Here is a 26396-nt window from a genome sequence, read left to right on the forward strand (position 1 = left end):
AAAGGTTTTAGTTATGATTAGAAAAGGAATGAAACTATATAGTATTCTTTTTGGTGCCTGCCCGAAATGTCACCAAGAATCCATGTACACTGTAAAGAACCCTTATATACTTTCTGATACGCTAAAGATCAATGATCATTGTTCTCATTGTGGCACACGTTATAGAATGGAACCTTCATTCTTTTATGGCTCTATGTATGTTAGCTATGGTGTGGGTATAGCTTTTGCTGTTGCGGCCTTTATTGTAAGTTTTGTGATACTAGAATCTTCTCTGATAACGGCATTTATCAGTATTGTACTCACCTTAATTTGTTTTCTACCAGTCATTATGCGTCTTTCCAGAAATATTTGGATCAATCTTTTTATGAGTTACGACAAGACTTTAGTTAAGAAGAAAATCGATTGATATCGATTTCAGCATCTAGAGGTTTATTGTTTTCGATATATTGAAAAAGTTTATCCGCCACATAAGGGGCAATCATAACACCTCTAGTACCAAGACCATTAAGTACATATACATTAGCGTATTCAGGATGTTGGCCAACAAGAGGCCTTCTATCTTTAACCGTTGGTCTAATGCCAGCAACGTGTTTCACCACTTCAAAATCGTACTTGATAAAGGTTTTTAATTTCGAAAGTAATTCGGTCTTAGCTGCTTCGGTTGGGGCATTTGTTTTATCGTCCCATCTATAGGTAGATCCTACAGTGTATAAATCATTTCCGATAGGAATGATAAATACTGAGGATTTAATAGCTGCCTTTAAATTAAGTTTTGGAGCTCTTATGGTTAAGACTTCACCCTTTGTACCATTAAGTGGAAGATGGCTGAAATACGGATTGTTTTTTAACCCATAGCCTTCTGCAAAAACAATATGATGAGATCTGATATCCGCATACTGAAGACAGGATAAAGCCGTTTCAAGTTCCTCATATTTGAACCGTTCTTCTATTAGTATAGCTGAATCTCTTAATAGCGTTTTATACGATTCAATAAATTTCTCTGTATCCAATCGACCAGCATGTAGCACTTCTCCAAAACTGTATGGTGCATCTACAGCTTCATTAGTGTTTTTCACTAGTGTGGTTGAAAGAAAAGGCTCTAATTTGGGTTTGTCGGCAGCACTGAACCAAAGGTTTTGTTCTTCGATTGACGAAAATCGTCTTAAAAGTTGCAGTTTATGATCAACTTTGATATCTAACTCATCTTCAATTTTATTGTAAACCGGAATTGAGATATCGAGTTGTTCTTTGGCTTTCCAAACTTCAGAAAATCGTTTTAAGATCACAGGGTTATACATCCCTGCAGCGACTATAGATGATTGTTGTGAGTTATCATCAAAAACCACAAAGGTCTTATTATGCACTCTTAATTGTTCGCAAAATGCAATACTTGCCAAGCCACAACCAACAATAATATAATCGACTTCTTTCATGGCTACGAAATTATTAAAAAGAATAGGTTCACCATCACTTATATACAAAAAAACGCCCACCAAATGGTGGGCGTTTTAAATATTATCTGTGTTGTTTAGTAACTCCACATATCTTGTTCAAAATCTCTGATCTTATCTTTAATTCGCTCTGATTCTAAGAGCTGCATTAATGCATTTTCAGAGATATATTCTTCTACTTTTCTATCGCCATATACATTTTCTTCCTTGTAAATGAGTCCATGAAAACGACGACTGTTGAGTAAGTGATCAAAAGAGATAGGTGTTGCACTATTCTCATTATTGAATGATTTGGCATCGTGCAGAATATCCCTAACTTCAGGATAGAAAACCCAGAATAATGGAATAGGCTCAGAATTTGCGTCACCGCCTCCACCGTAATCACCGAATTCATCTCCACCAAAATCGTTACCATCAATAAAGTTTACGTCTGGTGCAGCTGGTGCTAGTGCTAAAATTCTGTACTTTAATTCACCTTGTCGCTTATCAAAATACCACAATCCTTTTATTAAGTAAGACTGAATATCAGCAGGACCGATATCTCTTCTTGTGATATATTGCTCGTCGATAAAACCTTCAGCATTGTATTGCTCAATACCAATATCTAAGGTGTCAATTTTAGACATTGACGCTTCAAGATCTTTCAATGTACGCTCTTCAGTGAAATAAGAATCTGCATACATTCTTACACCGTAAACTGAATCCTTCACATTTTCCATAAGAACTTGATAAAGTGATTTTCTATCATCACCTAAGTTACCTTCAATTGGAAAGTACAACGGAAAGTTTACACGCTCATCTAATACGACTTTTTCCCAAATCATTTTAGAAAATAAGATGTCTCTGTCACCTACATAACCATATTCTAATGGCTTGTCATTATCTAAAAGTAATTCAGCTTCGGTTTTCATACCTATTTCTTCAGGTATTTTTGCATTTAGGACGTTAGCTTGTGCAAACAACGTTTGTGCTGCTAGCATTGCTACTCCTACATATAAAAAACGCTTCAATTTCATCTTACTTATAATTTGGGTTTTTCGCTTTTAATCAATTTTCTAGTTGGTCACCTCAACAATTACAGGAGATACATTTTTCAACCTGTAAGCTGAGTTACCTTTAATTTTTGCTTTGATACCAAAGATCGTAATGTTGTCACCACGACGTGCTTTCTTAATGGCAGCAACGGCTTGTGGGCTCATTCTTGTACCCGATACATCAACAGTTGGTTGCCCTGGCACTTTGATCTTGAATGAATTCACCTGAATTGGTAAATCAAATACAAAATCTTCAAGAGCAGCTCCTACTGTACCGATCTGTACGTTACGCTTTGGTAATTTTACTAATCCTGTTTGACCAGCAATTGTACCGGTTGGAGCAGGAATATCTTTAATTCTGAAAGTCTTACTATCGCTAGCTTTAGAACCATCATCTAAAGTTGCAGTTACATTGATTGTAACTTCTTTACCTGTTCCTGGGTTCATGATATATTTACCAGTACCTGATCCTTTAGATAAACCAGATCCTGACGCATTTACTTTATTGTCTGGCACACCAGCAAAAGAAATTGTCATTGGGTTAGCAACACCACGGTACACAACGTTCATCTTATCTGCAGAAATAGTTGCAGAGTTTGGACGCGGTACTACCACATAGTTACCAACGATTGGAATTTCTAATGGTTTACCATCTTCTAAGAAAGTGAACTTACCGTCAATGGAATGCTCACCTACATTTCCTACGTTGAAATCTAATTTTGCAGCTCCGGTTGAGTCTAATACTTCAGAAACGTTGATCTCTTGACCTTGAACTGTTAATTCAGTTGGTGTTACGTTTGCATATTTTCCTAATACTACTTTACCTTGGAATTTTTCACCTGCAAAGAAAGCAGATTTATCAGCCAATACAATTGCTTGGTATTTTTTAAGTGATACAGCCTCGTCTAATGAATTTCCTAAGAAAAGGTTGAATAAGTTTGCTTCAGTTACCATAACGTCATTTTGCATAGCTGTAAGCTTTGTGTACGACGCAATTGCTGGGAATCCTTGGAAGTGGTAGTTTAACCAATCGATCTTTTTGTTGATTTTCTTGTTTTCAACTTTTTCTAAGCTGAATCTTTCATCAAAACGCTCAATTGCTTTTTTATACTTAACATCTGTTCCTAAGATATCTTTGATCTCATTTTTGTAAGCCTGAATTGTAGCTACAACTTCGTCACCTTTCTTAGTGTAACGATCACCTGTAAACCACATCTCATCTAAGATGTCAGTTTTATCCATTGCTTCGAAAGGTAAAGTACCAGTTTCTTCATCAATTTTATAACCACCTTCTCTTAATAAGTCTTGCTTTAAAGTTTCGATGTATTTATAAAATTTGTCTGAAGCTGCACTTACTAAAGCCGCTTTATTTGCTGGAACACGGAATTCCGCTGGCTTCTCTTCAGCCTTTCTTCCTAAATCGGCTAAAAGTGCATCGTTCTTTTCATCAGCAACAGTATTTGAAGCTGAGAACTTCGCTTCCATCAAACCGAAAGCGGATAGTACTTCTTTTGACATATTCATCGCCATCATAGCAATAAATACCAAGTACATTAAGTTAATCATTTTCTGCCTTGCAGATAATTTTCCTCCTGCCATTGTAATTAGTTTTTAAATGTTGTTAATTAATTAAATTGATAATAAAAACTAATTAGTTTTTGTTCATAGCAGAAAGCATACCTCCGTATACACCATTTAAAGATGATAGGTTTGAGGCAAGAGATTGCATTTGTTCTTTTAATTTCGTTGCATTTTCTACGGCTTCTTCATTGATTGCAGCCTGACGATTTGCACTCTCCATTTGTACTTTATAAAGACTATTTAAAGACTCCATTTGTGCAGCAGCTAAAGATAATTCTTCGCTGTATTTCTTCTGAGCTGAGATAGAATCTACAGTTGGGGTAATGTTTTTAGCAGCACCTTCAAAGTTTTTAATACTGTTACCAAGGCTTGCCATTAATTCACCATCTATCTTTGCTTCTTTTAATAAGTTGTCTAACTTTTTAGATAATAATCCTTCAGCATCTTTAGGCTCTTCTTTTTTCTTCTTTCCTAAAGTTTGACCACCTGCTAATTCAGGGTACACTAAAGACCAGTCTAAATCTGCTTGTTGTTTTTCGAATGCAGAGTATGTAAATACTAAGGCTTCCACAATCATACCGATAGTTAAGATCTCTGAACCGTAAGGCCAGTGCTGAATTTTAAATAATGCTCCAACGATTACGATTGCCGCTCCTAATCCGTAGATCATGTTTGTTAGTGTCATTTTACCTTTCTGTGCCATAATTTGTTTAGTTTTTAGTTTAAGTTAATTGGTATAACTTAAGTAGGTTAATTTAATTTGGGTTATGTTTTATGCGATGTTAATTTGTTGCTGCGTTGTTGGTTACTTCTGTTCCCATGTAATCTTGAACAGTTCTAAATCCGATATAACTTCTCGCTGAATCCGCATATTCGTAGTCTCTTGAACTTACTTGTAAGAAGTACGAAACATCTTTCCAAGAACCTCCTCTAACTACTTTACGAGAATTTTCAGGATCGTTCACATTTGGGTTGATGGTTGAAGAAAATTCATAAGATGCAGGATCGTATGAACCATTTACCCATTCTGAAACGTTACCAGCCATATTATACAGGTTGAAATCATTTGGATCATATGCATCTGCTTCAACAGTATATAATGCTTGATCCGCTGCGTAATCACCTCTTAAAGGCTTAAAGTTTGCCATGAAACAACCTCTGTCATTTTTAGTATATGGTCCACCCCATGGGTAAGACGCACCTTGAAGACCACCACGAGCTGCGTATTCCCACTCAGCTTCTGAAGGTAATCTGTAAGCATTTACAGGTTGTCTACCTTTACTTCTTTGATATCCATTATGATATAGTGTTCTCCACTGGCAAAATGCTTGCGCTTGTTTCCAAGAAACACCTACAACTGGGTAATCACCATAAGCGTCATGCCAGAAATAATCATTATGCATTGGCTCATTATATGAATAAGCGAAATCTCTGATCCAAGCCGTAGTATCTGGGTAAACCTCTACTTCTTCTTGTTCAATTACTTCTGAACGTCTTAAGCTTCTGTCTTTGGCAGCCTTGGCGATGTCCATATATGTATACTGAAACTTGAATTGCTTCACATCCCAAGTACGCTGACCATTATAAGATTCTTCTAATGGTAAGTACATACCATCCATAACCTCAGCATATAATTCGTCTGGATAATCGTCAGTATCAAAAATTAAATCTACATCACGATTAATCTTACGCTGCTCATTACCATAAGTATTTTGCATATAGCTTTCATAGGCATTTAGATCCTCTGGGTTAGAATCTAAGTAAGCGAATTCTCCGATATCACCATTACCTGGAGTTTTTCCTTCTAAATCAGCCATCTCAGCCAATTTAAGTCGAAGTATAGAATCGCGTACCCAAAATACGAACTGGCGATACTCGCTGTTTGTAATTTCGGTTTCGTCCATATAAAACGCGCGTACAGTAGCAGTTTTAGTTGGAGCATCCTTAACACCAGCAATATCATCATCTGATTTACCCATAATAAAAGCTCCACCAGGAACTAATGTCATACCATAAGGCTTTTCTGGGTGCCATTTTTTACCTTTTACACCGACGACTTGTCCACGGTCTCCAGAATTACAACTGGCAACCAAAACCAAAACGGCGCTTAGTAAAATAAATTTCTTAATATTCATAGTAACTCGAGGTTAAATTAGTCGTCCTTAATTTTAAGGTCGTAAACATATTTATATATTTTCGAAAAAACAACTTTTTTCTAATTTTTTTTGCATTTCGTCCTTAAAAAATGCATTTCATCGATGAAATTAATGTTAAATTATCGACGAAGTGTACGATTTAAAAGCTGTTCTTCCTGTAGGCTTTATACCATCGTTCAGGGACTTCTCCCTGAGTAGCAAGCACATAATCATCGTGCATGCATGGTAATAACGTGTGCTTTTTTAATTTATTATTAACATCTGGTAAAAATGGAATTTCAATCCACCAACGTCCAGTCTTCAAACTTTTATAAAAGATTAACTCATCATCTTCAACTAAGACATTGTACTTCTGAAACTGTCTATCATTAGTGAAATTATCATCCTTCACTCTACAATTAACGCCTTCAATAAAATACCAGATCATCTGAGCTAATAGCATGGATGTAGCATTGTCATTTTTAGAATTCTTGTACTCATAAATTCCGAACGACGATACCTTATTACTTATTCCTGCATAACGCGAAATTGCACAAATCTCTTTACCAGTAAATCCGTTTGGGGAATATTTTTGATTATCACTGACTTCAGAGGCTTGTATAGATTTCAGATCTATCGAAACAATATGTGCATCTCTTAATAAGGGTTCTACCATTGTTATCTCGTTTGAGATTTCACCTAAACGGTAGGCTTCAAAATAAAGCTTCTCCATTAAGTCGATCTCTTCTTGAGCATTAAAATAGGTTTGGTAACCTATAGTAGAATAATTAAAAAGGTTATACGGTTCTTCAACAATAATTTTTCCGACGTAGCTATTATTTCGGATTGGTAAGTTGGCATCACCCAAATCAAAATTAGTATCGATATTAACGATATTAATCATTGGCATTACCGAATCATAAGCTCTATAGTTGGCGTATGTTAAATCTTGACTTCCACCTAGTATTATTGGTATGATATTTTTTTCAATTAAAACTGTAATTGCTGTTCTAATTGCAAAGTAGGTGTCCTCCACCGATTCACCTGGTTCTATATCACCAAGGTCAGCAATTGTGGTACCCCAATTTCCAGGAAATAACGAATACAGTGTTTTACGAATCGAATCGAAATTAATTTCAATCCCCATGTAGTTGACATCGTTACGATGTTCCTGCACTCCGATAATGGCAAGTTGCACGCCATCGAGATCTGGCATGCCGTTTTGACGAGAGTGAATTTTAATTTTTTTTCCTAGTGCTTGTTGGGCTATTAGTTCGGTATGAGCTAAAACTGCATCTGAAACAGGCGTTAGAAAATTAAAATTCATTATTCTTATTTCTTTTTACTGGTCGCTTTTTTTCTTGTTTTCTTTTTTGGAGCGTTTTTTTCGAGAATGGCTTTTGCTTCTTCCAGAGTCATTTCAGAAACGTCGACCGTCTTAGCGAGTTCAACTTTCTGCTTTCCTTTAATCACATTGTGTCTTCCCCATCTAGCTTTCTCTACTCTGATACCTTCGTCTTCCCAAACGTGGATAAGTTTATCTTTTTCTTTCTGAATTTTATCCTCGATCAAAGTTACGATGTCTTCTTCAGATAAGTTATCCCAATCATATTTTTTATTAACATTTATGAACATGTTATTCCATTTTATGAATGGTCCAAATCGGCCTTTGCCTTTGGTAACTTCTAATCCTTGATAGGTATAAATTGGTGCGTCCGCTTTTTCTTTCTCCTTTATATATACGATGGCTTCGTCGAGATCCACACTTAATGGATCAACACCTTTTGGTAAAGACACAAACTTTTTCCCAAAACGCACATACGGACCAAAGCGTCCGTTGTTTACTTCAACTTCATCATCCTTATAATGTCCTAAAGATTTTGGAAGTTTGAATAAATCCATAGCCTCTTCGAACGTTATAGAACTTAACTGCTGATCTGGTGAAAGACTTGCAAATTTTGGTTTTTCTTCATCGTCAACCGTTCCAACCTGAACCATTGGTCCAAATTTTCCTAAACGCACACTAACCTGACGCCCGCTTTTTGGATCTGTTCCCAGGATGCGTTCTCCAGATTCGCGCTCAGCATTTTCCTGTACGTCTTCGACCTGAGGATGGAAGCCTTTGTAAAAGTCTTTCATCATGGCTCGCCAATCTTCCTTTCCTTCTGCAATATCATCGAAGCTTTCTTCTACCCTGGCGGTAAAATTGTAATCGAGAATATTTTCAAAATGATTGACAAGGAAATCTGTAACGATCATACCCGTATCTGTTGGCACCAACTTACCTTTATTTGAACCTACCTTCTCGGATAAGTTTTTAGTCTTCATAGCACCATCTTGAAGTACGATCTGCTGATAGCCTCTTTCTTCACCTTCGTGGCTACCTTTTTCGATGTAATTTCTATTTTGAATTGTTGATATTGTTGGTGCGTAAGTTGATGGACGTCCAATGCCTAATTCTTCTAACTGCTTTACCAGTGATGCCTCGGTATATCTTGAAGGTGGTCTGGTAAATCGTTGTGTTGCTGTTATATAATTATTGTTTAGCTTCTCTCCTGTTTCGAGGTGTGGTAGGATTCCTTCTTGCTCTGCATGCTCATCATCGGTACCTTCAAGATAAACTTTAAGGAACCCATCGAATGTAATGATCTCACCATTTGCAGTAAACTGTTCGTCTACTTTTTTAGACGCATTAATTTTGATTCTGAGATTGGTACGTTCAAGTTTTGCATCGCTCATTTGAGAGGCAATAGCACGTTTCCAAATAAGACCATATAATCTCGCCTGATCACGTTCAACATTAACCGTGTGGTTGGCAAAGTTTGTAGGTCTAATAGCTTCGTGTGCTTCTTGCGCGCCTTTAGCTTTTCCTTTATAATTTCTTGGATTACTATATTCTGAACCGTAAGCCGATATGATCTCGCTTTCTGCTCCTCTTCGTGCTTCTTCTGATAAATTCACACTATCAGTTCTCATATAAGTAATTAAACCAGCCTCATATAGACGCTGTGCATTACTCATAGTTCTACTTACAGAAAAGCCCAGTTTACGTGAAGCTTCTTGCTGTAAAGTCGACGTTGTAAACGGTGCTGCTGGCGATTTTTTTGCTGGTTTTTTTTGCAAATCTGAAACCTGATACCATGCTTCTTTATTTGCTTCTAAGAAATCTAATGCCTCTTCTTCAGAACCAAAATTTTTAGGAAGTTTAGCTCTAAACGACTTGCCTTCTTGTGAGGTAAATTCTGCATCTACTCTATAAGAAGCGGTAGGATTGAAATTCTGGATTTCACGCTCACGTTCAACTATCAAACGCACAGAAACAGATTGCACTCTTCCTGCAGATAATCCGCCTTTAACCTTTCGCCATAAAACTGGGGAAAGTTCGTAACCAACGATTCGGTCTAGCACTCGTCTGGCTTGCTGGGCATCTACCAAGTTATAATCTATACTTCTTGGATTTTCAATAGCTCTGTTTATGGCGCTTTTGGTAATCTCATGGAACACGATGCGCTTGGTCTTTTCCTTATCTAATCCTAATGCTTCAGCTAAGTGCCAAGCAATGGCTTCTCCTTCTCGATCCTCATCACTTGCCAACCAAACCATTTCAGCTTTCTTTGCCAATTCCTTGAGTTTTTTTACGACATCTCTTTTGTCTTTAGAAACTCTATATTTTGGTTCGAAATCGCCATCGACATCAACACCTAGTTCTTTAGATGGCAAGTCAGAAATGTGCCCGAAACTAGATTCAACTTTATAATCTTTTCCTAAAAATTTCTCTATTGTTTTTGCCTTTGCAGGTGACTCAACTATGACTAAATTCTTCGGCATTCTTTATTTTTTTGAGGTTACAAATGTATGCGAAAATAAATTTACAATCCTAATTTGGTCTGAAATAGCATACACTTTATCGCTATTTGAAGTGGTTCTAAAACAAAATAAGCCTTGTAAAAAACAAGGCTTATTAACAAATGTTAATGTTGTTATAATTAATATGAGTAGAGTATTGGTTCTGAATAATCTAGAAGATTAAAGCTCACTTGTTGTTCACCTTCAACCTGAAGATCTCTGAGATCGAATGTGAAGGTCTTGGTGAATACAGCAAGACATGCTTCATCATTAATTAATACTGCTCTAATATTTCTTTGCACAGGTAATGATTCCATAACACCTTCTGAAGAAAACAGCTGAAGAATCCATGTTTCTCCATTGCAGCCGCTTGCACTAATTTCAATACTTAAACAATCGCCTTCAATTTCTGCACTATTAATATTGAAGAAATCAGAATTTGCATTTTGGTATGCATTACTATCTACTACGGCGAAACGGTCACAATCTGTGGGCGGTAATTGTATATCGTCATCCTCACATTGAAAATTCAAAAGAAGAATTGCAAAAAGAAATAGTATTGCCTTTGAATGTTTCATGTCATCACTTTTAATGTAGATGGACTGATTTCAAAATGGTTGCGTTAAAAATTTACATCTTCTACCATTTGCATGCTATTGTCTTCGCTTTCAAATCCGACGACTTCCTTATAAATATAATAGTTAGGTAAAAACACAAATGATTGCGTTACATAGGTTCCTACAAAACACATTAGAAAACCAACGATAGAGGCTAGAAAACCACAAACAAAAATAAGTGCAAATGAAATTCCCCATTTCTTATTACCGAGTGCAAAACTCAAATTGATAATCTCAGAGACTGATTTATCAGGATTATAAGCATAAACAACATACATAAAGTATAAGGGAACGAACGCGTATATTATAGGTATAATACACAACATTGTAGCAACGATTGCAATCCCAGCTAAAGCCAACCCTAACTTAATGGTCTTTCCTAAATAGGGCTTTTTAAAGAAGTAAAAATAATCCTCTCTACCCACTTCATTAAAATCTTTCATTTTGCAAATGCGATAAAAAGCAGCCTGCAATCCAAAGGAAATGGTACTAATACCCGCAATAAAAAACAAGTACATCGGTATCATTACTAGAAAAAACAAAGGACTTACATCTGGCTCATAATACGAGTCGTAGTAACCGTAAGAATCATAGCCGCCATAACCCGAAGGATACATATCAAAAAGCCCGAGAAAAAACAGTGGGATATAAACAATCATAGCAAAAGGAATAATCAAAACTGTTCTCAACAGAACAGTAACTAATCCTTGCACCCACACCTTTTTAAATAATTCTATGGAGTCGTTGAAAATAATTCCAAAATCTAAATGTTTAGCATTTTGGATACGGCTTTGTATTTCTGAAATATGCATTGATGATCGATTTGATTAGTTGCTTCAAAGTAATTCAATTTTTAGGACTTTTTCAAATTAAATATCTAGCTGACACTTTGTCATAATCTCATAAATAATGCTATCTTTGCATGCTAATTGAGTTATGTAGAAACTAAGATTTTTCGCATAAGCGCAATATATGAGATGGAAAAAATAATTGACGAAAATAAGCAAGGTGAAGCTTTAATCATTGAACATAAAGAAGGCAACGAGAAAAAACTTTTTATTGAAAGTTACGGTTGCCAAATGAATTTCAGCGATAGCGAAATTGTAGCTTCAATCTTATCTAAACAAGGTTATAACACTACTCAAAGTTTGGAAGAAGCAGATTTGGTATTGGTGAATACATGTTCTATCAGAGATAAAGCCGAACAGACCGTAAGAAAGCGTTTAAAATACTACGACACCATGAAGGATAAGAATCCAAACATGAAAGTGGGTGTTTTAGGTTGTATGGCGGAGCGTCTTAAGAAAAAATTCCTTGAAGAAGAAAAAATCGTCGATCTGGTTGTTGGCCCAGATGCGTATAAAGATCTACCTAACCTCTTAGAAGATGTTGAAGAAGGAAGAGAAGCTATAAATGTGATTCTCTCAAAAGAGGAAACTTATGGTGATATTTCTCCTGTGAGACTAAACAGTAATGGCGTAACGGCTTTTGTTTCCATCACACGTGGTTGTGATAATATGTGCACGTTTTGCGTGGTTCCTTTTACTAGAGGTAGAGAACGAAGTAGAGACCCTCAAAGTATTATTGAAGAAGTGAACGACCTATGGAAAAAGGGATACAAGGAGGTCACACTTTTAGGTCAGAATGTTGATAGTTACCTTTGGTATGGCGGCGGTTTGAAAAAGGATTTCGACAAAGCGTCAGACTTACAAAAAGCCACAGCAGTTAACTTTGCTAAGTTATTAGAGCTATGCGCCAAGGCTCAACCAAAAATGCGTTTTAGGTTTTCAACATCTAATCCTCAGGATATGACCTTAGATGTTATAGAAACCATGGGTAAATACGAAAATATCTGCAACTATATTCACCTTCCTGTTCAAAGTGGAAGCGATCGTATTTTAAAAGTTATGAATCGCTTACATACTAGGGAAGAATATTTTGAGTTAATCGATAACATCCGAAGAATTATCCCAGATGTTGGTATTAGCCAAGATATGATTGCTGGTTTTCCTACTGAGACTGAAGAAGATCATCAAGACACATTAAGTCTAATGGATTACGTGAAGTACGACTACGGATTTATGTTTGCATATTCTGAACGTCCTGGAACACTGGCTGGCCGTAAAATGGAAGATGATATTCCGGCTGACGTTAAGAAAAGACGTTTGAATGAAATTCAGGCTTTACAAAGAAGACATAGCTTATACCGCGCCCAACAGCATGTAGGAAAAATTCAAGAAGTTTTGATTGAAAAAACATCAAGAAAATCTGATGATCATTGGGCAGGAAGAAACAGTCAAAACATGATGGCTGTTTTTCCAAAAGAGCATTATAAACCAGGCGACTTCGTCAACGTAAAAATACTCGATTGTACTAGCGCCACTTTAATAGGAGAAGCTGTTGGCTACTCAAAAAATCAATCTTAAATAAATTTAAATGAAAAAATTAGTTTTTATTCTTTTCACCTTAGCCTTAATCACTTCATGTGAAAACGAACCAATAGATCCAGGATTAATCGGTCAGATTGATGATACCGGTGGTGATGATGATGGTGGTGATGACGGTGGAGATGATGGAAGTGACAGTAGTGATCTTACTATGGAGGTCTATGAGTTAGACACTGATATTAGTTTGAGCTTTTTCGGATTTCCAATTAGAACTATTACCAATTCAGATATAAATATTTCTGATAATAAGATTCAATCTAGTGATGTTTTAATTGAGGTCGAAGGCGCTCCTGCTGAAACAGAAACACAAGTCTACACAAGAAATACTGAAGGCCAAATTACAAGTAATATTTCTGTAAATTCAGGTGGTGTAACTACCAACGAATATATTATTACCTATTCTGAAGGACGTATTTCTCAAATAACCTATGATTATTTTGAAGACGACTTCGACGACTATGTTTATAACTTCACCTACGAAGGGAATGTCATTACAAGAACAGAAGAAGGATCAACTATTACTACGGAATTTACCCTTGATGGTTTTGACAGAATCATTAAGAAAGAATCATTTGATGGTACGTTCTCAATTCAGTCTGAAGACATCACTTATAATGGTGCAGGTAATATAAATAGTAGCATTGGCTCTGGTGAAATAGATACTAACAACACCTATAATTTTGATGATAATCCTAACCCTCTTCAAGTTGTTTATGGCGATAATTACCTGTTAAACTTCTTAGCAGATGATTATTCTGATGAAGTTGGACCTATCATTGCTCAATTTCATTCAACTAACAACTGGAATGGCGCAACCTTCAACGGAGATTCATTTACTTTCGATCTTCAATATAATTCTGTTGGAAGAATTATTAGTAGAGATATAGATTACGATTTCGGAGCCGAACTAATGGTAAGTATTGATGAGCGCTTTAATTACCAGAATTAAATTCAAAATTTTATGCAGCTATTTTTTAAATCCATAAAATCTCTTTTCTTTCTTATCACCCTTGGATTGCTAATCTTTTCATGTGAAAACGAATCCATTCAAGGCGAGCAACAACAGGAAGATCCAACAGATCCTTTTGAACCACCTCCAGTGCAGCTTATTCTGAACGAATTAAAAACCACAGAGCTCAATGACTTCCAGCGTGAGTTTATCAATTATTTTGATCCAACGGGTAGACACACGTCATCAGATGCCAATTTCACTCAACAAAACACAATATTTACTTCTATTGAAGAAATTGCATATAACAGTAATGGTTTGAGGACATCCTATAATAAAAACAATAACGGTTTTGAAACCAATGCTGTTAATTTCGCCTATCAAGATAATGTGCTAACTCAGGTCACCGATGTGGTTTCTGGTCCAGGTAATACCTACACTCTAGACTATAGCAACAACCAAATTATTGTGAATGTTAGTGGAAATTTTGAAGGAAGATTTGTCTATGTGTTCGCAGATAATACCTTTCAACAACTCATAAGTTCCGAATCAACGATTCCTTACGTAAATGCATCGTCGAATCCGAATTATAGATTTGAATATCAATACGATTCTGAATTGAATATCTCTCAAATTACCAGACTCGAGTATAATGATACTACAGAGATGTTAGAGGTAGATTATACCGAGGTATATACCTATGATGATAAATTTAATCCACTAAGAGTATTGTTTGAAACTAATCCGCTTATAGTGCTCGATCCCGACGTAGTTAGGCCTTTAGTTTACGGAATTTCAAGCCATAGCAGATTTTACAACAACAGAAACATACTCACAATAACAAGAAACTATTCAAACTCAACAGAGCAACGATTAACAACATTTACATACACCTATAACGAATTTGACTTTCCTACGAGTTCAAGTGAGATCAATACCACGATCGACACCAGTACAAATGAGGAAACCGAAGGCCTAATGAGAGATAGAGAATATACCTATTATGACTAATAATAAATGGAATCAGTTCAAGCCATAAAACAACGTTTTGGTATCATTGGTAATGACCCTAAGCTCAATCGCGCTATAGAAAAAGCGATTCAGGTTGCAGCTACAGATATCTCTGTGCTCGTTACTGGTGAAAGTGGTGTTGGTAAGGAGAGTATTCCTAAAATTATTCATCAATTGTCGCACAGAAAGCATGGTAAGTATATTGCTGTAAACTGTGGCGCAATTCCTGAAGGTACCATAGATAGTGAATTATTCGGACACGAAAAAGGAGCATTTACGGGCGCAACCCAAACACGATCAGGTTACTTTGAAGTAGCCGATGGCGGAACCATATTTTTAGATGAAGTTGGTGAATTACCATTAACCACTCAAGTAAGATTGCTACGAGTCCTAGAGAATGGTGAGTTTATAAAAGTAGGATCTAGTAAAGTTCAGAAAACGGACGTACGAATTGTAGCGGCAACCAACGTAAATATGTTCGAGGCTATTAAGCGCGAAAAGTTTAGAGAAGATCTTTATTATCGCCTTAGTACTATAGAAATCAATCTGCCAGCATTGCGCGATCGTAAAGAAGATATTCATTTATTATTCAGAAAGTTTGCGAGCGACTTTGCTCTAAAATATAAAATGCCAACGATTAAGTTAACTGATGATGCTGTTGCCCTTCTTTTAAAGTATCGCTGGAATGGTAATATTCGTCAGTTGCGAAATGTAGCAGAACAAGTTTCTGTATTAGAACATAACCGAACTATTAATGCTTCGACCCTTCAGTCCTACCTTCCTAATACCGGAACTAATTTACCTGCTGTTGTAAGTAGCACTAAAAATGAAAGTGATTTTAGTAGTGAGCGAGAGATTCTTTACAAGGTTCTTTTCGATATGAAAAGTGACCTCAATGATCTCAAAAAACTTACTATGGAATTAATGAAGAAAGGAAGTGTATCTGAAGTTCAAAAGGAACATGAGCACCTTATTCAAAAGATATATGGTGAGGATACGGATGAAGAATACGAAACAGCATCTACTGTTGAAGACCTTGAGGTACTATCTATACCAGAGCATACGGAATCTAATGAATCTAGCGACATAGAGGTTGAGGACAAATATCATTTTGCTGAAGAGATCGAAGAAGAAGAAACTTTATCTTTACAAGACAAAGAACTCGAATTGATCAAAAAATCGTTAGAGCGTCACAAAGGCAAACGAAAATTGGCAGCTGCCGAGTTAGGCATTAGTGAACGAACGCTATACAGAAAAATTAAGCAATACGATCTTTAAGAGAAGTTTATGATATCTTCTAAAAGAATTCATACTTTTCAGAGTTCTAATTAAGGAGCTTTATAAAACCGACTTAATATTAAAATTTTCAAATGAAAGCTGTAGAAATATTTATGATCAGAAAATCGTTCAGACCAAACAGTTCTGAGGCTATCCGACAAGAAGCAGAAGAGCTTATTAACGATAAACATTATAAAGGCTATAGACTCATAAATGTTGATTTTGATGTGGCAGACAACGCAGGTTATATCTATGCTTTTATCACAATGAAACGACCTAATACCTACTAGATGAGATCTAGATTTTATATCATACTATTTAGCTTAGGAATTTTACTCAGCAGTTGTAAAGTAAATTATTCCTTCACAGGCTTGACCGAAACTCCTGAAACCTTTCAGGTGAATTTCTTTCAAAATAATGCGGATTTAGTAGAACCTGGGCTAGATATTCAATTCACAAATGCCCTTCAAGATCTAATTCAAAATCAATCGAGCGCTCAATTAGTAAACACTGGCGGCGAAGTGATCTATGAAGGTGAGATCACTGAATACCGAATTGCACCAATGACCGCCACATCAGATAATAGAGCGGCTCAAAACAGACTCACAATTACAGTTAATGTAAGATACATAAACACCAAAGACGAAGAAAAGGATTTTGAACAACGCTTTTCTTTCTTCTTTGATTATGGCGCAAATGAGCAATTACTAGGTAGTCTAAGAGAAGAAGCACACGAGGTCATCTTTGAGCGACTTACACAAGATATTATTAATGCATCTTTGGCAGATTGGTAGGCTATGAATGTTCAAGAACTCACATATCTGCTGCAACATCCAGAGGCTATCACAAGTGCTCAGACTGAGCAACTCGATCAAAAAATTAAGGAGTTTCCGTATTTTCAACCTTTACGTGCTTTATATCTGAAAGGTTTAAAACAAAAAGACAGTTACAAGTATAATAACACGCTTAAAGTAACTGCAGCACATACAGCAGATCGCAGTGTTCTCTTTGATTACATTACTTCTGAAGTCTTTAATCAGAATAAGATCTCAGAGCAGATCAAGCAAAATTCAGAATATATAAAATCCATAGAGGTCAGTGAAGCAGATGACATTTCTGTGAACAAAAGCGTAACGATTGATGATGCCCTTAAAGAGCACATTAAAGCCACTGAAGGTGTGTTAGACCCTAATTTGTTTGAAGCCAAAGTTGAACCCATATCAACAGTGGAGCCCCCAAAGATTGAAGATTCTATTATTTCAGTTGACGTTGAAAATATTACTCCCGAAAAACAACTCAATATCGGGAAGCCATTAGAGTTCGATAAGAATGAAATTCATTCATTCACGGAATGGTTGAAAATAACAAGTTTCAAACCTATTGTAAGAGATGAAGAAACAGAGGAGACTACTGAATCTGAAGCCAAGGTAACTCAGCCATTGCAAAGTAAATTGGATATTATCGACAAGTTCATTACCGAAAACCCAAAGATAAAACCAGTTGCAGGCCATGCTCCCAAGCCTGAATTAGTGAATAATGATGACGACGTTTCTGAAAGTCTCATGACAGAAACACTGGCACGTATATATTTAGAGCAAAAAAACTACGATAAAGCTATTCAATCTTATAAGATTTTAAGTTTGAAATATCCAGAAAAAAGTAGTTTCTTTGCAGACCAAATAAAATTGGTCGAAGAATTAAAAGATCATAACACATAATAAAATGAGTGCATTTAGTATATTTTTAATCTTAATTGTTGTTGTAGCGTTCTTATTAGTTGCAGTAATTATGGTACAAAACCCAAAAGGTGGTGGATTATCATCATCTTTCGGTGGTGGAGGCACACAACAATTAGGTGGTGTAAAAAAGACAGGAGATTTTTTAGATAAGAGTACTTGGTTTTTAGCCACTGCGCTTATTGTTCTCATCTTAACATCTAACCTAACCTTAGATTCAGGAAACAGTGCTGGTTCAACAGCGTTAGATGAAAATGAAACCACAGAAACACCGGTAACAACACCTCCAGTTTCTGATGACACCACAAACCTTGACGATTCAGCAGGAAACTAATTGAATTCAAGATAATGTATAAAGCCAGTTTTTTCAACTGGCTTTTTTTATTTCCTATGCAGACCAAACAATATCTGCAAGTTTGTCAGTCATTAGTACTTGGCATAATTTTCGAATAACGCTAAAGCGTTAAAACAATAATTAATCATTAAAATTTTAAATAGAATGAGCTTAAACATTAAACCTTTAGCAGATCGCGTTCTTGTTGAACCGATGGAAGCTGAAACAACCACAGCTTCGGGTATTATTATTCCGGATAATGCAAAAGAAAAACCGCAAAAGGGAATTGTTGTTGCAGTTGGCAACGGAAAAAAAGACGAACCTTTAACCGTTAAAGTTGGTGATACCGTATTATACGGAAAGTATGGTGGCACCGAATTAAAACTTGAAGGAAAAGACTATTTGATGATGCGCGAAAGTGACATCTTAGCGATTGTTTAATTATTTCAGTCGTATTCGTAACTCCCGATTCTATTTTAGAATAAATAAACTCGGAACTAAAGCGAATCTCACTTAACAAAAACTAACATTAACTAGATTCCTGCCTTCGCAGGAATGACAAAAATTAAGAAAATGGCAAAAGATATAAAATTTGATATTGAAGCACGCGATGGATTAAAACGCGGTGTTGATGCCTTAGCAAACGCAGTTAAGGTAACTCTTGGTCCTAAGGGACGTAATGTAATTATTGGCAAATCATTTGGCGCACCACAAGTAACAAAGGATGGTGTTTCTGTGGCTAAAGAAATTGAGCTTGAGGATGAGTTAGAAAACATGGGAGCTCAAATGGTAAAAGAAGTTGCATCCAAAACTAACGACCTTGCTGGTGATGGTACTACTACCGCTACTGTGTTAGCTCAAGCTATAGTAAAAGAGGGTCTTAAAAATGTTGCAGCAGGCGCTAATCCGATGGACCTTAAACGCGGTATCGATAAAGCAGTAGAATCAATTACTTCTGATCTTGAAAAGCAAGCTAAAAAAGTTGGAAACTCTTCAGAAAAAATTCAACAAGTAGCTTCAATTTCAGCAAATAACGATAATACGATTGGTGAATTAATCGCAGAAGCATTTGGTAAAGTTGGTAAAGAAGGTGTTATCACTGTTGAAGAAGCAAAAGGAACAGATACTTATGTAGACGTTGTAGAAGGTATGCAGTTCGATAGAGGTTACTTATCACCTTACTTCGTGACTGATGCTGACAAGATGATTGCTGATCTTGAAAATCCATATATCTTATTATTTGATAAGAAGATCTCTAATCTTCAAGAAATACTACCAATCTTAGAGCCAGTAGCTCAATCTGGACGTCCGTTATTAATTATTGCTGAAGATGTTGAAGGACAAGCTTTAGCTACTTTAGTAGTGAATAAACTACGTGGTGGACTTAAAATCGCCGCAGTTAAAGCACCTGGATTTGGTGATCGTCGTAAGGCCATGTTAGAAGACATAGCCATCTTAACCGGTGGAACTGTCATTTCTGAAGAAAGAGGATTCTCTCTTGAAAACGCTGACCTTTCAATGTTAGGAACAGCTGAGTCTGTAATGATCGACAAAGACAACACAACTATTGTTAATGGTAACGGAAATTCTTCAGACATTAAAGCTAGAGTGAATCAGATCAAAGCGCAGATCGAAACTACTACATCTGATTACGACAGAGAAAAACTTCAAGAGCGTTTAGCTAAATTAGCTGGCGGTGTTGCCGTATTATACGTAGGTGCTGCTTCAGAAGTTGAAATGAAAGAAAAGAAAGACCGTGTTGATGATGCCTTACATGCTACTAGAGCAGCTGTTGAAGAAGGTATTGTTGCTGGTGGTGGTGTTGCTTTAGTGAGAGCTAAGAAAACACTCGAAAAGCTAGAAACTGAAAATCTTGATGAAACTACTGGAGTTCAAATCGTTAATAAAGCGATCGAAGCGCCTCTTAGAACAATCGTAGAGAATGCTGGTGGTGAAGGTTCTGTAGTAATCAACAAGGTATTAGAAGGTAAGAAAGACTTCGGTTACGATGCGAAAAACGAAGTCTATGTAGATATGATGAAAGAAGGAATCATCGATCCTAAAAAAGTGACGCGTATTGCTTTAGAGAATGCAGCATCAGTTGCTGGAATGATCCTAACCACTGAGTGTGCATTAGTAGACATTAAAGAAGATGCTCCGGCCATGCCTCCAATGGGCGGCGGCGGAATGCCAGGTATGATGTAATTCATAGCTGCTACAATAACTATTAAGCCTCTGACACGCGTCGGGGGCTTTTTTTTGTTCAACAATTATTATAACTTAGAGCAAACCAACACTTTATCATTTCGTGAAAAAGAGATTTACATATGCCTTAGGTGAAATTCTTATTGTTATTATTGGAATTTCATTGGCCTTCAGTTTGAACAAATGCTCAGAAGACCATAAAAACGAAGCTCAAAAGCAACAATATATTAATAGTTTAGAACAAGATATTCTAGCCGATAAAACACAACTCGAAAACAACCTCCAACAGATTGTTCAAAAGGTAGAAATGAGTTCTGCAATTCTCCCAGTTCTTGGATCGAACGACCCGCAAAAATCGACTAAACTAAGGGGAATTTACAATATTGCACAACTTACCATTTTCACACCTAAAGATTTTACTTATCAGGCTTTGGTAAATTCTGGTGATCTTAAACTTATTGATGACCTAGAACTAAAAAAGGCCATCGAAAAACACTATGCTAATTACAAATCCATCACTGACGCTTATAAACGCCAAGAAGCCATCAATAAGGACTATTTAGGCAACTATTTTATCTACAACACGGATTACGATCTCATGCAAGAAGGAAAGTCGCCTTTCAAAGATGAAAAGCTATTAAAGAATATGATGCAAGCCGTTCGTGGTTCCTTTATTATTAAAAAAACAGCTACTGAGAATGGTATAAAAAGCTGTGATAGTATCTTGAAGATTTTGAAATAAAAAAAAGCCTGAACATTCGTTCAGGCTTTTTTAGAACTTCTATTTTCAATGGTGAGCTTTCACCACTTCCTCATCACGATATTTACAACATGCGTCAATTTTACCATAGGCTTCATCACTTGCCTTTACATACTTAGTGTCGTGACCTACTTCAGCTAACTTTTTAGCAATGGTTTTCAAATCTGTTTTTCGCTCATCGTAGATGAGTTTTAATTCGTGAGTTTCAATACTCCAAACGGCAGATTTTACACCTTTAGTTCTAATAGCCGCTTTTTCAATGCGTGCTTTACACATACCACAAACGCCATCAACTTCCATGGTAGCCTTTGCATTTTTGTTTTGAGCAATACTTACTGATGTTACGAGTACTGCTAGTATTGTTAATAGTTGTTTCATTTTAATTTATTTTAGATCGTCAGGTCGGGTGATTTCAATTAAAATTCAGATATGATTTCGACTGCGCTCAATCTAACATCTGAATCACTCGACATGACGGTTAATTTATTCTGTACCGTAATCCGGCGTAATACATACTTCCAAAAATCGGACCGTAAACAAAGTTACTATCAAAATTAGCTCCGAATGGATTATCAGGACTAATTATAGGATCCGGTTGTCTTACATTGGTCACATTTTCTCCTCCCAAATATACTTCAAACTTTGGAGAAAACACTTTAGTCACCTGAAGGTTTAAAGTACCAACTGTTGGTGAAAATTCGTCTAATTGAAATTCAACCGGGCTTAATTCGGTACTTGGAAAACGTTGAACGTCTAACCAATTGTAAGTCGCATCAAACTTCCATTGACTGCCACTTTCCGTCTTACTTGTTTCATAAGCAGCATTGGCAAATAATCGATTTTCAGGAATTAGTGGCTTAGCCAATCTACCCGAATTATAATCGGTTTTAATGTCGTAATATTTATATGCTGTTCTTAGATCAAAGCCTTCAAAAGCATTGATATTGAATTCGAACTGAAAACTATTCGCATAGCTTTTTCCTTCGAGATTATAAAAATTGATCTCAAATGGATTTTCCCAATCAACAACCACTTGATCTTGAAAATCTGTACGGTAAAAATCAAGAGTAATATCGGCTTTTCTATTAAACAAGTTAAACCCTTGCAAATAGCTGAAGCCATAATTCCAGGCAATTTCAGGATCTAATCCATAGATCTTACCACCAGCATCTTGAATATTTATTTGTCTAGAACTAGAAAACAAATTCTGGTTTTCAGCAAAAATATTCGCACTGCGCTTTCCTCGGCCAACAGATGCTCTAAATGCTGACTTTTCCCATGGCGTATAACGCACATGTAAACGAGGCGTTACAAAGAATCCTAATCGATTATGCTGATCAACCCTCACTCCTGCCGTCATGGTAAACTTATCTAGATCGTCATAAGCATATTCAAAAAATGCCCCAACTGAGTTCTCAGTGCGCTCAAAATTCTGGGTATTTACCAATTCGTCATAATGATCTAGTGTAAAGCTAACACCAGTTTTTACCTTGTGTCTAGAATCTGAAATAATACTGTTGTAAATTAAGTTTGAATAAAAACTATTGTGCTGAATATCATAGATATTCAATCCGAAGTAAGAATCTTGTCTATGGTGGCTGAAAGACGTTTGAAAACCTAAACTCTGATATGGAATTTCAGGGTTCACATAGCCCAATTTAGTCATCACTTCAAAGCGTTCAGTATTGATTTCACTGCCCCAAAAATTGGTAGTACCACGATCTCTATCTGGATTGAAATCTAATTGTCCAGACTGAACTTCTTCATTGAGATATCGCAAACTTATAAAGCTAACAATACCTTTTTCGCCGTCGGTATATTGCCATCGATTTAAGATATTGATCTGCTCCTTTAACGGCACATCGAGAAAAGAATCGTCGTTTCTATCGAATTTCTGATTACGTACATTTCCATGCAGGTATAAACCTGTACTCCATTTATCGTTCAATTCTTGATTGAAATGGGTATTGAGCTCTAATCGACCGTTTACCGAACCATATGCATTTACAAATAAGCGGTCATCGGTTGAGGGTTTAACCAATTCAGCATTAATTTGTCCCGCAATACTTTCATAACCGTTGACTACACTTCCGGCACCTTTGGTGATTTGGATACTTTCTACCCACGTACCCGGTATAAAACTTAGTCCGTAAGCTTGTGAAGCCCCACGAATAGCAGGAATATTCTCTGTGGCGATTAAAATGTAAGGAGAATTTAAGCCCAACATTTTTATTTGTTTTGTCCCAGAAACAGCGTCAGCAAAATTAACGTCAATTGAAGGGTTAGTTTCAAAACTCTCGGATAGATTACAGCATGCTGCTTTAAGCAATTCGTCACTACTTACAAAAAGCGTATTTTCTGCTCTTAAGTATGATTTTGAAGTCGCTTGCTTTCTGTAAGATACCTCCACGGCATCCAATTCATCTGAAGATTGCAGTATATGTCTTATAAATTTGTTTTCGTTTACGGTAAGCGTATCTGTCTTAAAACCGACATAACTGATCACCAATTTATTAAACGAAAATTTATAGGGAATCGTGAAGGTTCCATCCTCAAGAGTAATGGTTCCTATAGATGAGCCCAACCAATACACGTTGGCACCTGGTAACGGCAATTCTTTAGAGCTCGTAGTCTCTAAAACAATGCCTTTTAATTCTTCTTGTGCAGGCATCGCTGAACACAAGCAGATAAATAATATTATTATATATGATTTCATTTTTTTATTTGATTGTAGGTATAACAATAAGCGCATCGTAATGCACCACTCCTTTACGGGGTTATATTACAATCAAATAAGGTAAGTTTCGTCTAAGACCTGAATATCCCTAATGAGCAAGGGCGGAGAATAGTCTCTGTGTGGAATTATTTGTTTTGGCAGGCTCTCATATAGATTTGCTAAAACATAAGCATAGGAAACTAAGACTTGCTTTTGCGTTTCATTGAGATCATCAAATGATTTGAGAGCCAGATCATCTTGTCCTTCAACGATATCTACTTCATTCTCACAACATGATTTTTTGGTCACCTTCATGCTATCAGAATCAACTTTGCCACCACAACATTTATCTATTTCAGAAAATATAGCAACATCGACTAGGTTACCTCCACAGAAATGTTTTTCAATAACCAATGACATCGTTGAGCCCAACACCAAAAAAGCTAGGATTACTGAGAACACTTTATGAAAAACTGATAATTTCATAATGCAAAGTTACGAAAATCCCATTACTACCATTGAAATTATAAAATCCTTAACGATTCAATTTGTAATAATAGAAGGCTGGTAAAAGGAGTATTACACCAATAGGTTGAATTAAAAAGCGCCTTACATTAAAGAAAAGGTAATAGTCTTCTTGCTTCGGATTGATCACAAAATAGAGATACGGAATCAACAGCAACACATAAGCAATGACATACAATAAAACCGCAAACTTAATCATAATCTTATCGTTAAAAATCAAGTAAAGAATACCTAGAGATACCAATGTGTTCAACAGATATCTCAGACTCGTAAAGAACACGAGCTTAGCGACTTCACGTCTTGGATTGTCTATATACAAGTAGTCATTTTCGAAAAACTTCAGGTAGGGATCATAAAATAAATAATCCTCAAAACCACGTATAGCCATCAAAACAAGAATCAGTATACCAACAAATATGTAACGTGTAAGTTTAGGCATTGGCATTTACAGTTTTTGAAAATCGATTCACCCAAACCATCCAAAGTAAAAATACAGTTCCATAGATCAACATTGGAAAAACAACTTTATGCATCAGATATTCTTGGTCAGGATAATGATACAATCCGACGGATAAGATGACAATACGAATTAAGTTAAATGCGTAAATTATAATACAACCCGCGAAACCAAAGAAAATTGTGGTTTTCAGTTTTCCGGCAAAGGCAATGATAAACGACAGAAATAATATGATTACACTTAAGGCATTACAACCTTCAATTACGCGTGCTACAAATTCTCCATTAATAATGATTTTCATAGATGGTTCGCCGGTATGTGGTATAATTTCTGAATTATAGCCGATGCTATTTAGTAAGGAATTTGACTGCCGTGCTACTAAGTTAGTCATGTAATCAGGATAAAACTTAGAGCCATCAGAGAGATTCAAATATATAAAATGACCAATGGTAAGAATGCCATAAACCACTAAAAATGTGATTATGAAACGAATAACCAATTTATATTTTGTAATGAGCTCTCTCAATAAAATTGATAGTGTTAGTTTGCTGTTAAATTTATGAAAACCCTATTTTAAAATTGAACGAATTAAATACTTTTACCAAAAGTTTATACAATTATGACCTTTGAATCCCTTAAATCTGAAATAAAACAAATTGTTGCACAGAATGAACGCAGTGTAGATGAACGTCTGCTGAGCATTTGCGAAGTGCTTGAAAGTAATGTTGACTATTACAACTGGGTAGGTTTTTATTTTAAAAATGGCGACAAATTAGAGTTAAAACTTGGACCTTATGTTGGCGAACCAACAGACCATACTATCATTCCTTTTGGGAAAGGTATCTGCGGACAAGTAGCTGTGAGCAATCAGAATTTTGTAGTTCCTGATGTGTCTGCACAAGACAACTATATAGCCTGCAGTATTACCGTAAAGGCTGAAATTGTAGTTCCAATTTTTATTAATGGTGAAAATATTGGTCAGATCGATATCGATTCTAACACACCCGATCCATTTACCGAAGCTGACGAACGATTTTTAGAGTTTGTTTGTAAAGAGGTCGCTAAGATTCTTTAGTCCTTTTCCGCAGGTTATCTCTTAACTGTAGAATTAACAGCGCTACTACACTGATCATTACTAGCAGAAAAAGTGCGTAGGTCACTACGATGATCCAGATGTTTACATTACTGAGATCCCAGACCCAACTTACTGTTTTATTAAAACCAATAGTATCGCTAGTACTTAGATAAACTAAGGAGATCACAATTAAGATGGTGGCACTACTGATAAAATATTTAAGAAAGCGTTTCATCTTC

Annotated in this window: 28 protein-coding genes; 13 read left to right on the forward strand and 15 right to left on the reverse strand. The window is 36.2% G+C overall.

Translation table 11 applies throughout. The features are described from left to right. Positions 1 to 13: 13 nt before the first annotated feature. The gene (locus DDY94_RS00075; RefSeq protein ID WP_111682487.1) at positions 14 to 406 is read left to right on the forward strand and encodes a DUF983 domain-containing protein; all 393 of its coding nucleotides are present in this window, start codon (positions 14 to 16) and stop codon (positions 404 to 406) included. Here the strand turns inward: DDY94_RS00075 and DDY94_RS00080 are convergent. The 9 genes from DDY94_RS00080 to DDY94_RS00120 all read right to left on the reverse strand — a co-directional run bounded on the left by DDY94_RS00080 (position 387) and on the right by DDY94_RS00120 (position 11476). After that, on the reverse strand, positions 387 to 1433 hold the full coding sequence (locus DDY94_RS00080; protein ID WP_111682488.1) for an NAD(P)/FAD-dependent oxidoreductase: 1047 nt from the start codon (positions 1431 to 1433) through the stop codon (positions 387 to 389). The genes DDY94_RS00075 and DDY94_RS00080 overlap by 20 nt on opposite strands. 95 nt (positions 1434 to 1528) lie before the next feature. Further along, a complete protein-coding gene (gene porN, locus DDY94_RS00085; protein WP_111681993.1) occupies positions 1529 to 2467 on the reverse strand; it encodes a type IX secretion system ring subunit PorN/GldN in 939 nt (312 codons plus the stop codon). A 39-nt stretch (positions 2468 to 2506) separates the two neighbouring features. Then, positions 2507 to 4084 (reverse strand): type IX secretion system motor protein PorM/GldM, encoded by a 1578-nt coding sequence (gene porM / locus DDY94_RS00090; protein WP_111681994.1) that lies wholly within the window; start codon positions 4082 to 4084, stop codon positions 2507 to 2509. Between the two features lie 52 nt (positions 4085 to 4136). Continuing rightward, positions 4137 to 4769 (reverse strand): type IX secretion system motor protein PorL/GldL, encoded by a 633-nt coding sequence (porL, locus tag DDY94_RS00095; protein WP_111681995.1) that lies wholly within the window; start codon positions 4767 to 4769, stop codon positions 4137 to 4139. Positions 4770 to 4848: 79 nt separating this feature from the next. Next, on the reverse strand, positions 4849 to 6195 hold the full coding sequence (gene porK, locus DDY94_RS00100) for a type IX secretion system lipoprotein PorK/GldK (protein ID WP_449489477.1): 1347 nt from the start codon (positions 6193 to 6195) through the stop codon (positions 4849 to 4851). 166 nt (positions 6196 to 6361) lie between these two features. Next, complete coding sequence (locus DDY94_RS00105) at positions 6362 to 7528, reverse strand: formimidoylglutamase (protein ID WP_111681997.1); 1167 nt, start codon at positions 7526 to 7528, stop codon at positions 6362 to 6364. 5 nt (positions 7529 to 7533) lie between these two features. Next, positions 7534 to 10029 carry a type I DNA topoisomerase gene (topA, locus tag DDY94_RS00110; RefSeq protein WP_111681998.1) on the reverse strand — a complete coding sequence of 832 codons (2496 nt, stop codon included), beginning with the start codon at positions 10027 to 10029 and terminating at the stop codon, positions 7534 to 7536. Positions 10030 to 10187: 158 nt separating this feature from the next. After that, positions 10188 to 10625, reverse strand: a complete 438-nt coding sequence (locus DDY94_RS00115) for a hypothetical protein (RefSeq protein ID WP_111681999.1) — start codon at positions 10623 to 10625, stop codon at positions 10188 to 10190. Between the two features lie 44 nt (positions 10626 to 10669). Next, complete coding sequence (locus DDY94_RS00120) at positions 10670 to 11476, reverse strand: hypothetical protein (protein WP_111682000.1); 807 nt, start codon at positions 11474 to 11476, stop codon at positions 10670 to 10672. A gap of 165 nt (positions 11477 to 11641) precedes the next feature. Between DDY94_RS00120 and miaB the strand changes: the two genes are divergently transcribed. From miaB to DDY94_RS00175, 11 genes are all read left to right on the forward strand, one after another. Further along, positions 11642 to 13090: a tRNA (N6-isopentenyl adenosine(37)-C2)-methylthiotransferase MiaB gene (gene miaB / locus DDY94_RS00125; RefSeq protein ID WP_111682001.1), complete on the forward strand. Its 1449-nt coding sequence runs from the start codon at positions 11642 to 11644 to the stop codon at positions 13088 to 13090. A gap of 10 nt (positions 13091 to 13100) precedes the next feature. Continuing rightward, the gene (locus DDY94_RS00130; protein WP_111682002.1) at positions 13101 to 14060 is read left to right on the forward strand and encodes a hypothetical protein; all 960 of its coding nucleotides are present in this window, start codon (positions 13101 to 13103) and stop codon (positions 14058 to 14060) included. 12 nt (positions 14061 to 14072) lie between these two features. Continuing rightward, on the forward strand, positions 14073 to 15071 hold the full coding sequence (locus DDY94_RS00135; RefSeq protein WP_111682003.1) for a hypothetical protein: 999 nt from the start codon (positions 14073 to 14075) through the stop codon (positions 15069 to 15071). A gap of 6 nt (positions 15072 to 15077) precedes the next feature. Continuing rightward, positions 15078 to 16349: a sigma-54 interaction domain-containing protein gene (locus DDY94_RS00140; protein ID WP_111682004.1), complete on the forward strand. Its 1272-nt coding sequence runs from the start codon at positions 15078 to 15080 to the stop codon at positions 16347 to 16349. A 92-nt stretch (positions 16350 to 16441) separates the two neighbouring features. Further along, entirely contained in the window at positions 16442 to 16639 is a 198-nt protein-coding gene (locus tag DDY94_RS00145; protein WP_111682005.1) for a hypothetical protein, read from the forward strand. After that, complete coding sequence (locus DDY94_RS00150; protein WP_111682006.1) at positions 16640 to 17143, forward strand: LptE family protein; 504 nt, start codon at positions 16640 to 16642, stop codon at positions 17141 to 17143. 3 nt (positions 17144 to 17146) lie between these two features. After that, a complete protein-coding gene (locus DDY94_RS00155) occupies positions 17147 to 18067 on the forward strand; it encodes a hypothetical protein (protein ID WP_111682007.1) in 921 nt (306 codons plus the stop codon). 4 nt (positions 18068 to 18071) lie between these two features. Further along, positions 18072 to 18419 carry a preprotein translocase subunit SecG gene (gene secG, locus DDY94_RS00160; RefSeq protein WP_111682008.1) on the forward strand — a complete coding sequence of 116 codons (348 nt, stop codon included), beginning with the start codon at positions 18072 to 18074 and terminating at the stop codon, positions 18417 to 18419. A gap of 165 nt (positions 18420 to 18584) precedes the next feature. Then, positions 18585 to 18860 carry a co-chaperone GroES gene (locus DDY94_RS00165; protein WP_111682009.1) on the forward strand — a complete coding sequence of 92 codons (276 nt, stop codon included), beginning with the start codon at positions 18585 to 18587 and terminating at the stop codon, positions 18858 to 18860. 132 nt (positions 18861 to 18992) lie between these two features. Next, positions 18993 to 20624: a chaperonin GroEL gene (gene groL, locus DDY94_RS00170; protein ID WP_111682489.1), complete on the forward strand. Its 1632-nt coding sequence runs from the start codon at positions 18993 to 18995 to the stop codon at positions 20622 to 20624. Positions 20625 to 20727: 103 nt separating this feature from the next. Continuing rightward, positions 20728 to 21366 carry a DUF6090 family protein gene (locus tag DDY94_RS00175; RefSeq protein ID WP_111682010.1) on the forward strand — a complete coding sequence of 213 codons (639 nt, stop codon included), beginning with the start codon at positions 20728 to 20730 and terminating at the stop codon, positions 21364 to 21366. A gap of 45 nt (positions 21367 to 21411) precedes the next feature. Here DDY94_RS00175 and DDY94_RS00180 read toward each other — a convergent pair whose 3' ends face one another. The 5 genes from DDY94_RS00180 to xrtF all read right to left on the reverse strand — a co-directional run bounded on the left by DDY94_RS00180 (position 21412) and on the right by xrtF (position 25608). Next, complete coding sequence (locus DDY94_RS00180; RefSeq protein WP_111682011.1) at positions 21412 to 21762, reverse strand: heavy-metal-associated domain-containing protein; 351 nt, start codon at positions 21760 to 21762, stop codon at positions 21412 to 21414. 100 nt (positions 21763 to 21862) lie between these two features. After that, entirely contained in the window at positions 21863 to 24100 is a 2238-nt protein-coding gene (locus DDY94_RS00185; RefSeq protein WP_111682490.1) for a TonB-dependent receptor, read from the reverse strand. A 72-nt stretch (positions 24101 to 24172) separates the two neighbouring features. Beyond that, positions 24173 to 24586: an HYC_CC_PP family protein gene (locus tag DDY94_RS00190; protein ID WP_111682012.1), complete on the reverse strand. Its 414-nt coding sequence runs from the start codon at positions 24584 to 24586 to the stop codon at positions 24173 to 24175. Positions 24587 to 24635: 49 nt separating this feature from the next. Beyond that, on the reverse strand, positions 24636 to 25064 hold the full coding sequence (locus DDY94_RS00195; protein ID WP_111682013.1) for an exosortase F system-associated membrane protein: 429 nt from the start codon (positions 25062 to 25064) through the stop codon (positions 24636 to 24638). Then, on the reverse strand, positions 25057 to 25608 hold the full coding sequence (gene xrtF / locus DDY94_RS00200; protein ID WP_111682014.1) for an exosortase family protein XrtF: 552 nt from the start codon (positions 25606 to 25608) through the stop codon (positions 25057 to 25059). The genes DDY94_RS00195 and xrtF overlap by 8 nt, the downstream gene beginning before the upstream one ends. A gap of 93 nt (positions 25609 to 25701) precedes the next feature. On the opposite strand from xrtF, the gene DDY94_RS00205 reads away from it, so the two are divergent. Continuing rightward, entirely contained in the window at positions 25702 to 26157 is a 456-nt protein-coding gene (locus DDY94_RS00205; protein ID WP_111682015.1) for a GAF domain-containing protein, read from the forward strand. On the opposite strand, the gene DDY94_RS00210 is transcribed toward DDY94_RS00205, so the two are convergent. After that, positions 26144 to 26392: a hypothetical protein gene (locus DDY94_RS00210; RefSeq protein ID WP_111682016.1), complete on the reverse strand. Its 249-nt coding sequence runs from the start codon at positions 26390 to 26392 to the stop codon at positions 26144 to 26146. The genes DDY94_RS00205 and DDY94_RS00210 overlap by 14 nt on opposite strands. Positions 26393 to 26396 lie beyond the last annotated feature (4 nt).

Source organism: Winogradskyella tangerina (assembly GCF_003260205.1).
Lineage (GTDB): Bacteria > Bacteroidota > Bacteroidia > Flavobacteriales > Flavobacteriaceae > Winogradskyella > Winogradskyella tangerina.

Coding starts and splice junctions, on each gene's coding strand:
- DDY94_RS00075 (WP_111682487.1), top strand. CDS start 14: ATGATTAGAAAAGGAATGAAACTATATAGTATTCTTTTTGGTGCCTGC.
- DDY94_RS00080 (WP_111682488.1), bottom strand. CDS start 1,433: ATGAAAGAAGTCGATTATATTATTGTTGGTTGTGGCTTGGCAAGTATT.
- porN (WP_111681993.1), bottom strand. CDS start 2,467: ATGAAATTGAAGCGTTTTTTATATGTAGGAGTAGCAATGCTAGCAGCA.
- porM (WP_111681994.1), bottom strand. CDS start 4,084: ATGGCAGGAGGAAAATTATCTGCAAGGCAGAAAATGATTAACTTAATG.
- porL (WP_111681995.1), bottom strand. CDS start 4,769: ATGGCACAGAAAGGTAAAATGACACTAACAAACATGATCTACGGATTA.
- DDY94_RS00105 (WP_111681997.1), bottom strand. CDS start 7,528: ATGAATTTTAATTTTCTAACGCCTGTTTCAGATGCAGTTTTAGCTCAT.
- topA (WP_111681998.1), bottom strand. CDS start 10,029: ATGCCGAAGAATTTAGTCATAGTTGAGTCACCTGCAAAGGCAAAAACA.
- DDY94_RS00115 (WP_111681999.1), bottom strand. CDS start 10,625: ATGAAACATTCAAAGGCAATACTATTTCTTTTTGCAATTCTTCTTTTG.
- DDY94_RS00120 (WP_111682000.1), bottom strand. CDS start 11,476: ATGCATATTTCAGAAATACAAAGCCGTATCCAAAATGCTAAACATTTA.
- miaB (WP_111682001.1), top strand. CDS start 11,642: ATGGAAAAAATAATTGACGAAAATAAGCAAGGTGAAGCTTTAATCATT.
- DDY94_RS00130 (WP_111682002.1), top strand. CDS start 13,101: ATGAAAAAATTAGTTTTTATTCTTTTCACCTTAGCCTTAATCACTTCA.
- DDY94_RS00135 (WP_111682003.1), top strand. CDS start 14,073: ATGCAGCTATTTTTTAAATCCATAAAATCTCTTTTCTTTCTTATCACC.
- DDY94_RS00140 (WP_111682004.1), top strand. CDS start 15,078: ATGGAATCAGTTCAAGCCATAAAACAACGTTTTGGTATCATTGGTAAT.
- DDY94_RS00145 (WP_111682005.1), top strand. CDS start 16,442: ATGAAAGCTGTAGAAATATTTATGATCAGAAAATCGTTCAGACCAAAC.
- DDY94_RS00150 (WP_111682006.1), top strand. CDS start 16,640: ATGAGATCTAGATTTTATATCATACTATTTAGCTTAGGAATTTTACTC.
- DDY94_RS00155 (WP_111682007.1), top strand. CDS start 17,147: ATGAATGTTCAAGAACTCACATATCTGCTGCAACATCCAGAGGCTATC.
- secG (WP_111682008.1), top strand. CDS start 18,072: ATGAGTGCATTTAGTATATTTTTAATCTTAATTGTTGTTGTAGCGTTC.
- DDY94_RS00165 (WP_111682009.1), top strand. CDS start 18,585: ATGAGCTTAAACATTAAACCTTTAGCAGATCGCGTTCTTGTTGAACCG.
- groL (WP_111682489.1), top strand. CDS start 18,993: ATGGCAAAAGATATAAAATTTGATATTGAAGCACGCGATGGATTAAAA.
- DDY94_RS00180 (WP_111682011.1), bottom strand. CDS start 21,762: ATGAAACAACTATTAACAATACTAGCAGTACTCGTAACATCAGTAAGT.
- DDY94_RS00185 (WP_111682490.1), bottom strand. CDS start 24,100: ATGAAATCATATATAATAATATTATTTATCTGCTTGTGTTCAGCGATG.
- DDY94_RS00190 (WP_111682012.1), bottom strand. CDS start 24,586: ATGAAATTATCAGTTTTTCATAAAGTGTTCTCAGTAATCCTAGCTTTT.
- DDY94_RS00195 (WP_111682013.1), bottom strand. CDS start 25,064: ATGCCTAAACTTACACGTTACATATTTGTTGGTATACTGATTCTTGTT.
- DDY94_RS00205 (WP_111682015.1), top strand. CDS start 25,702: ATGACCTTTGAATCCCTTAAATCTGAAATAAAACAAATTGTTGCACAG.
- DDY94_RS00210 (WP_111682016.1), bottom strand. CDS start 26,392: ATGAAACGCTTTCTTAAATATTTTATCAGTAGTGCCACCATCTTAATT.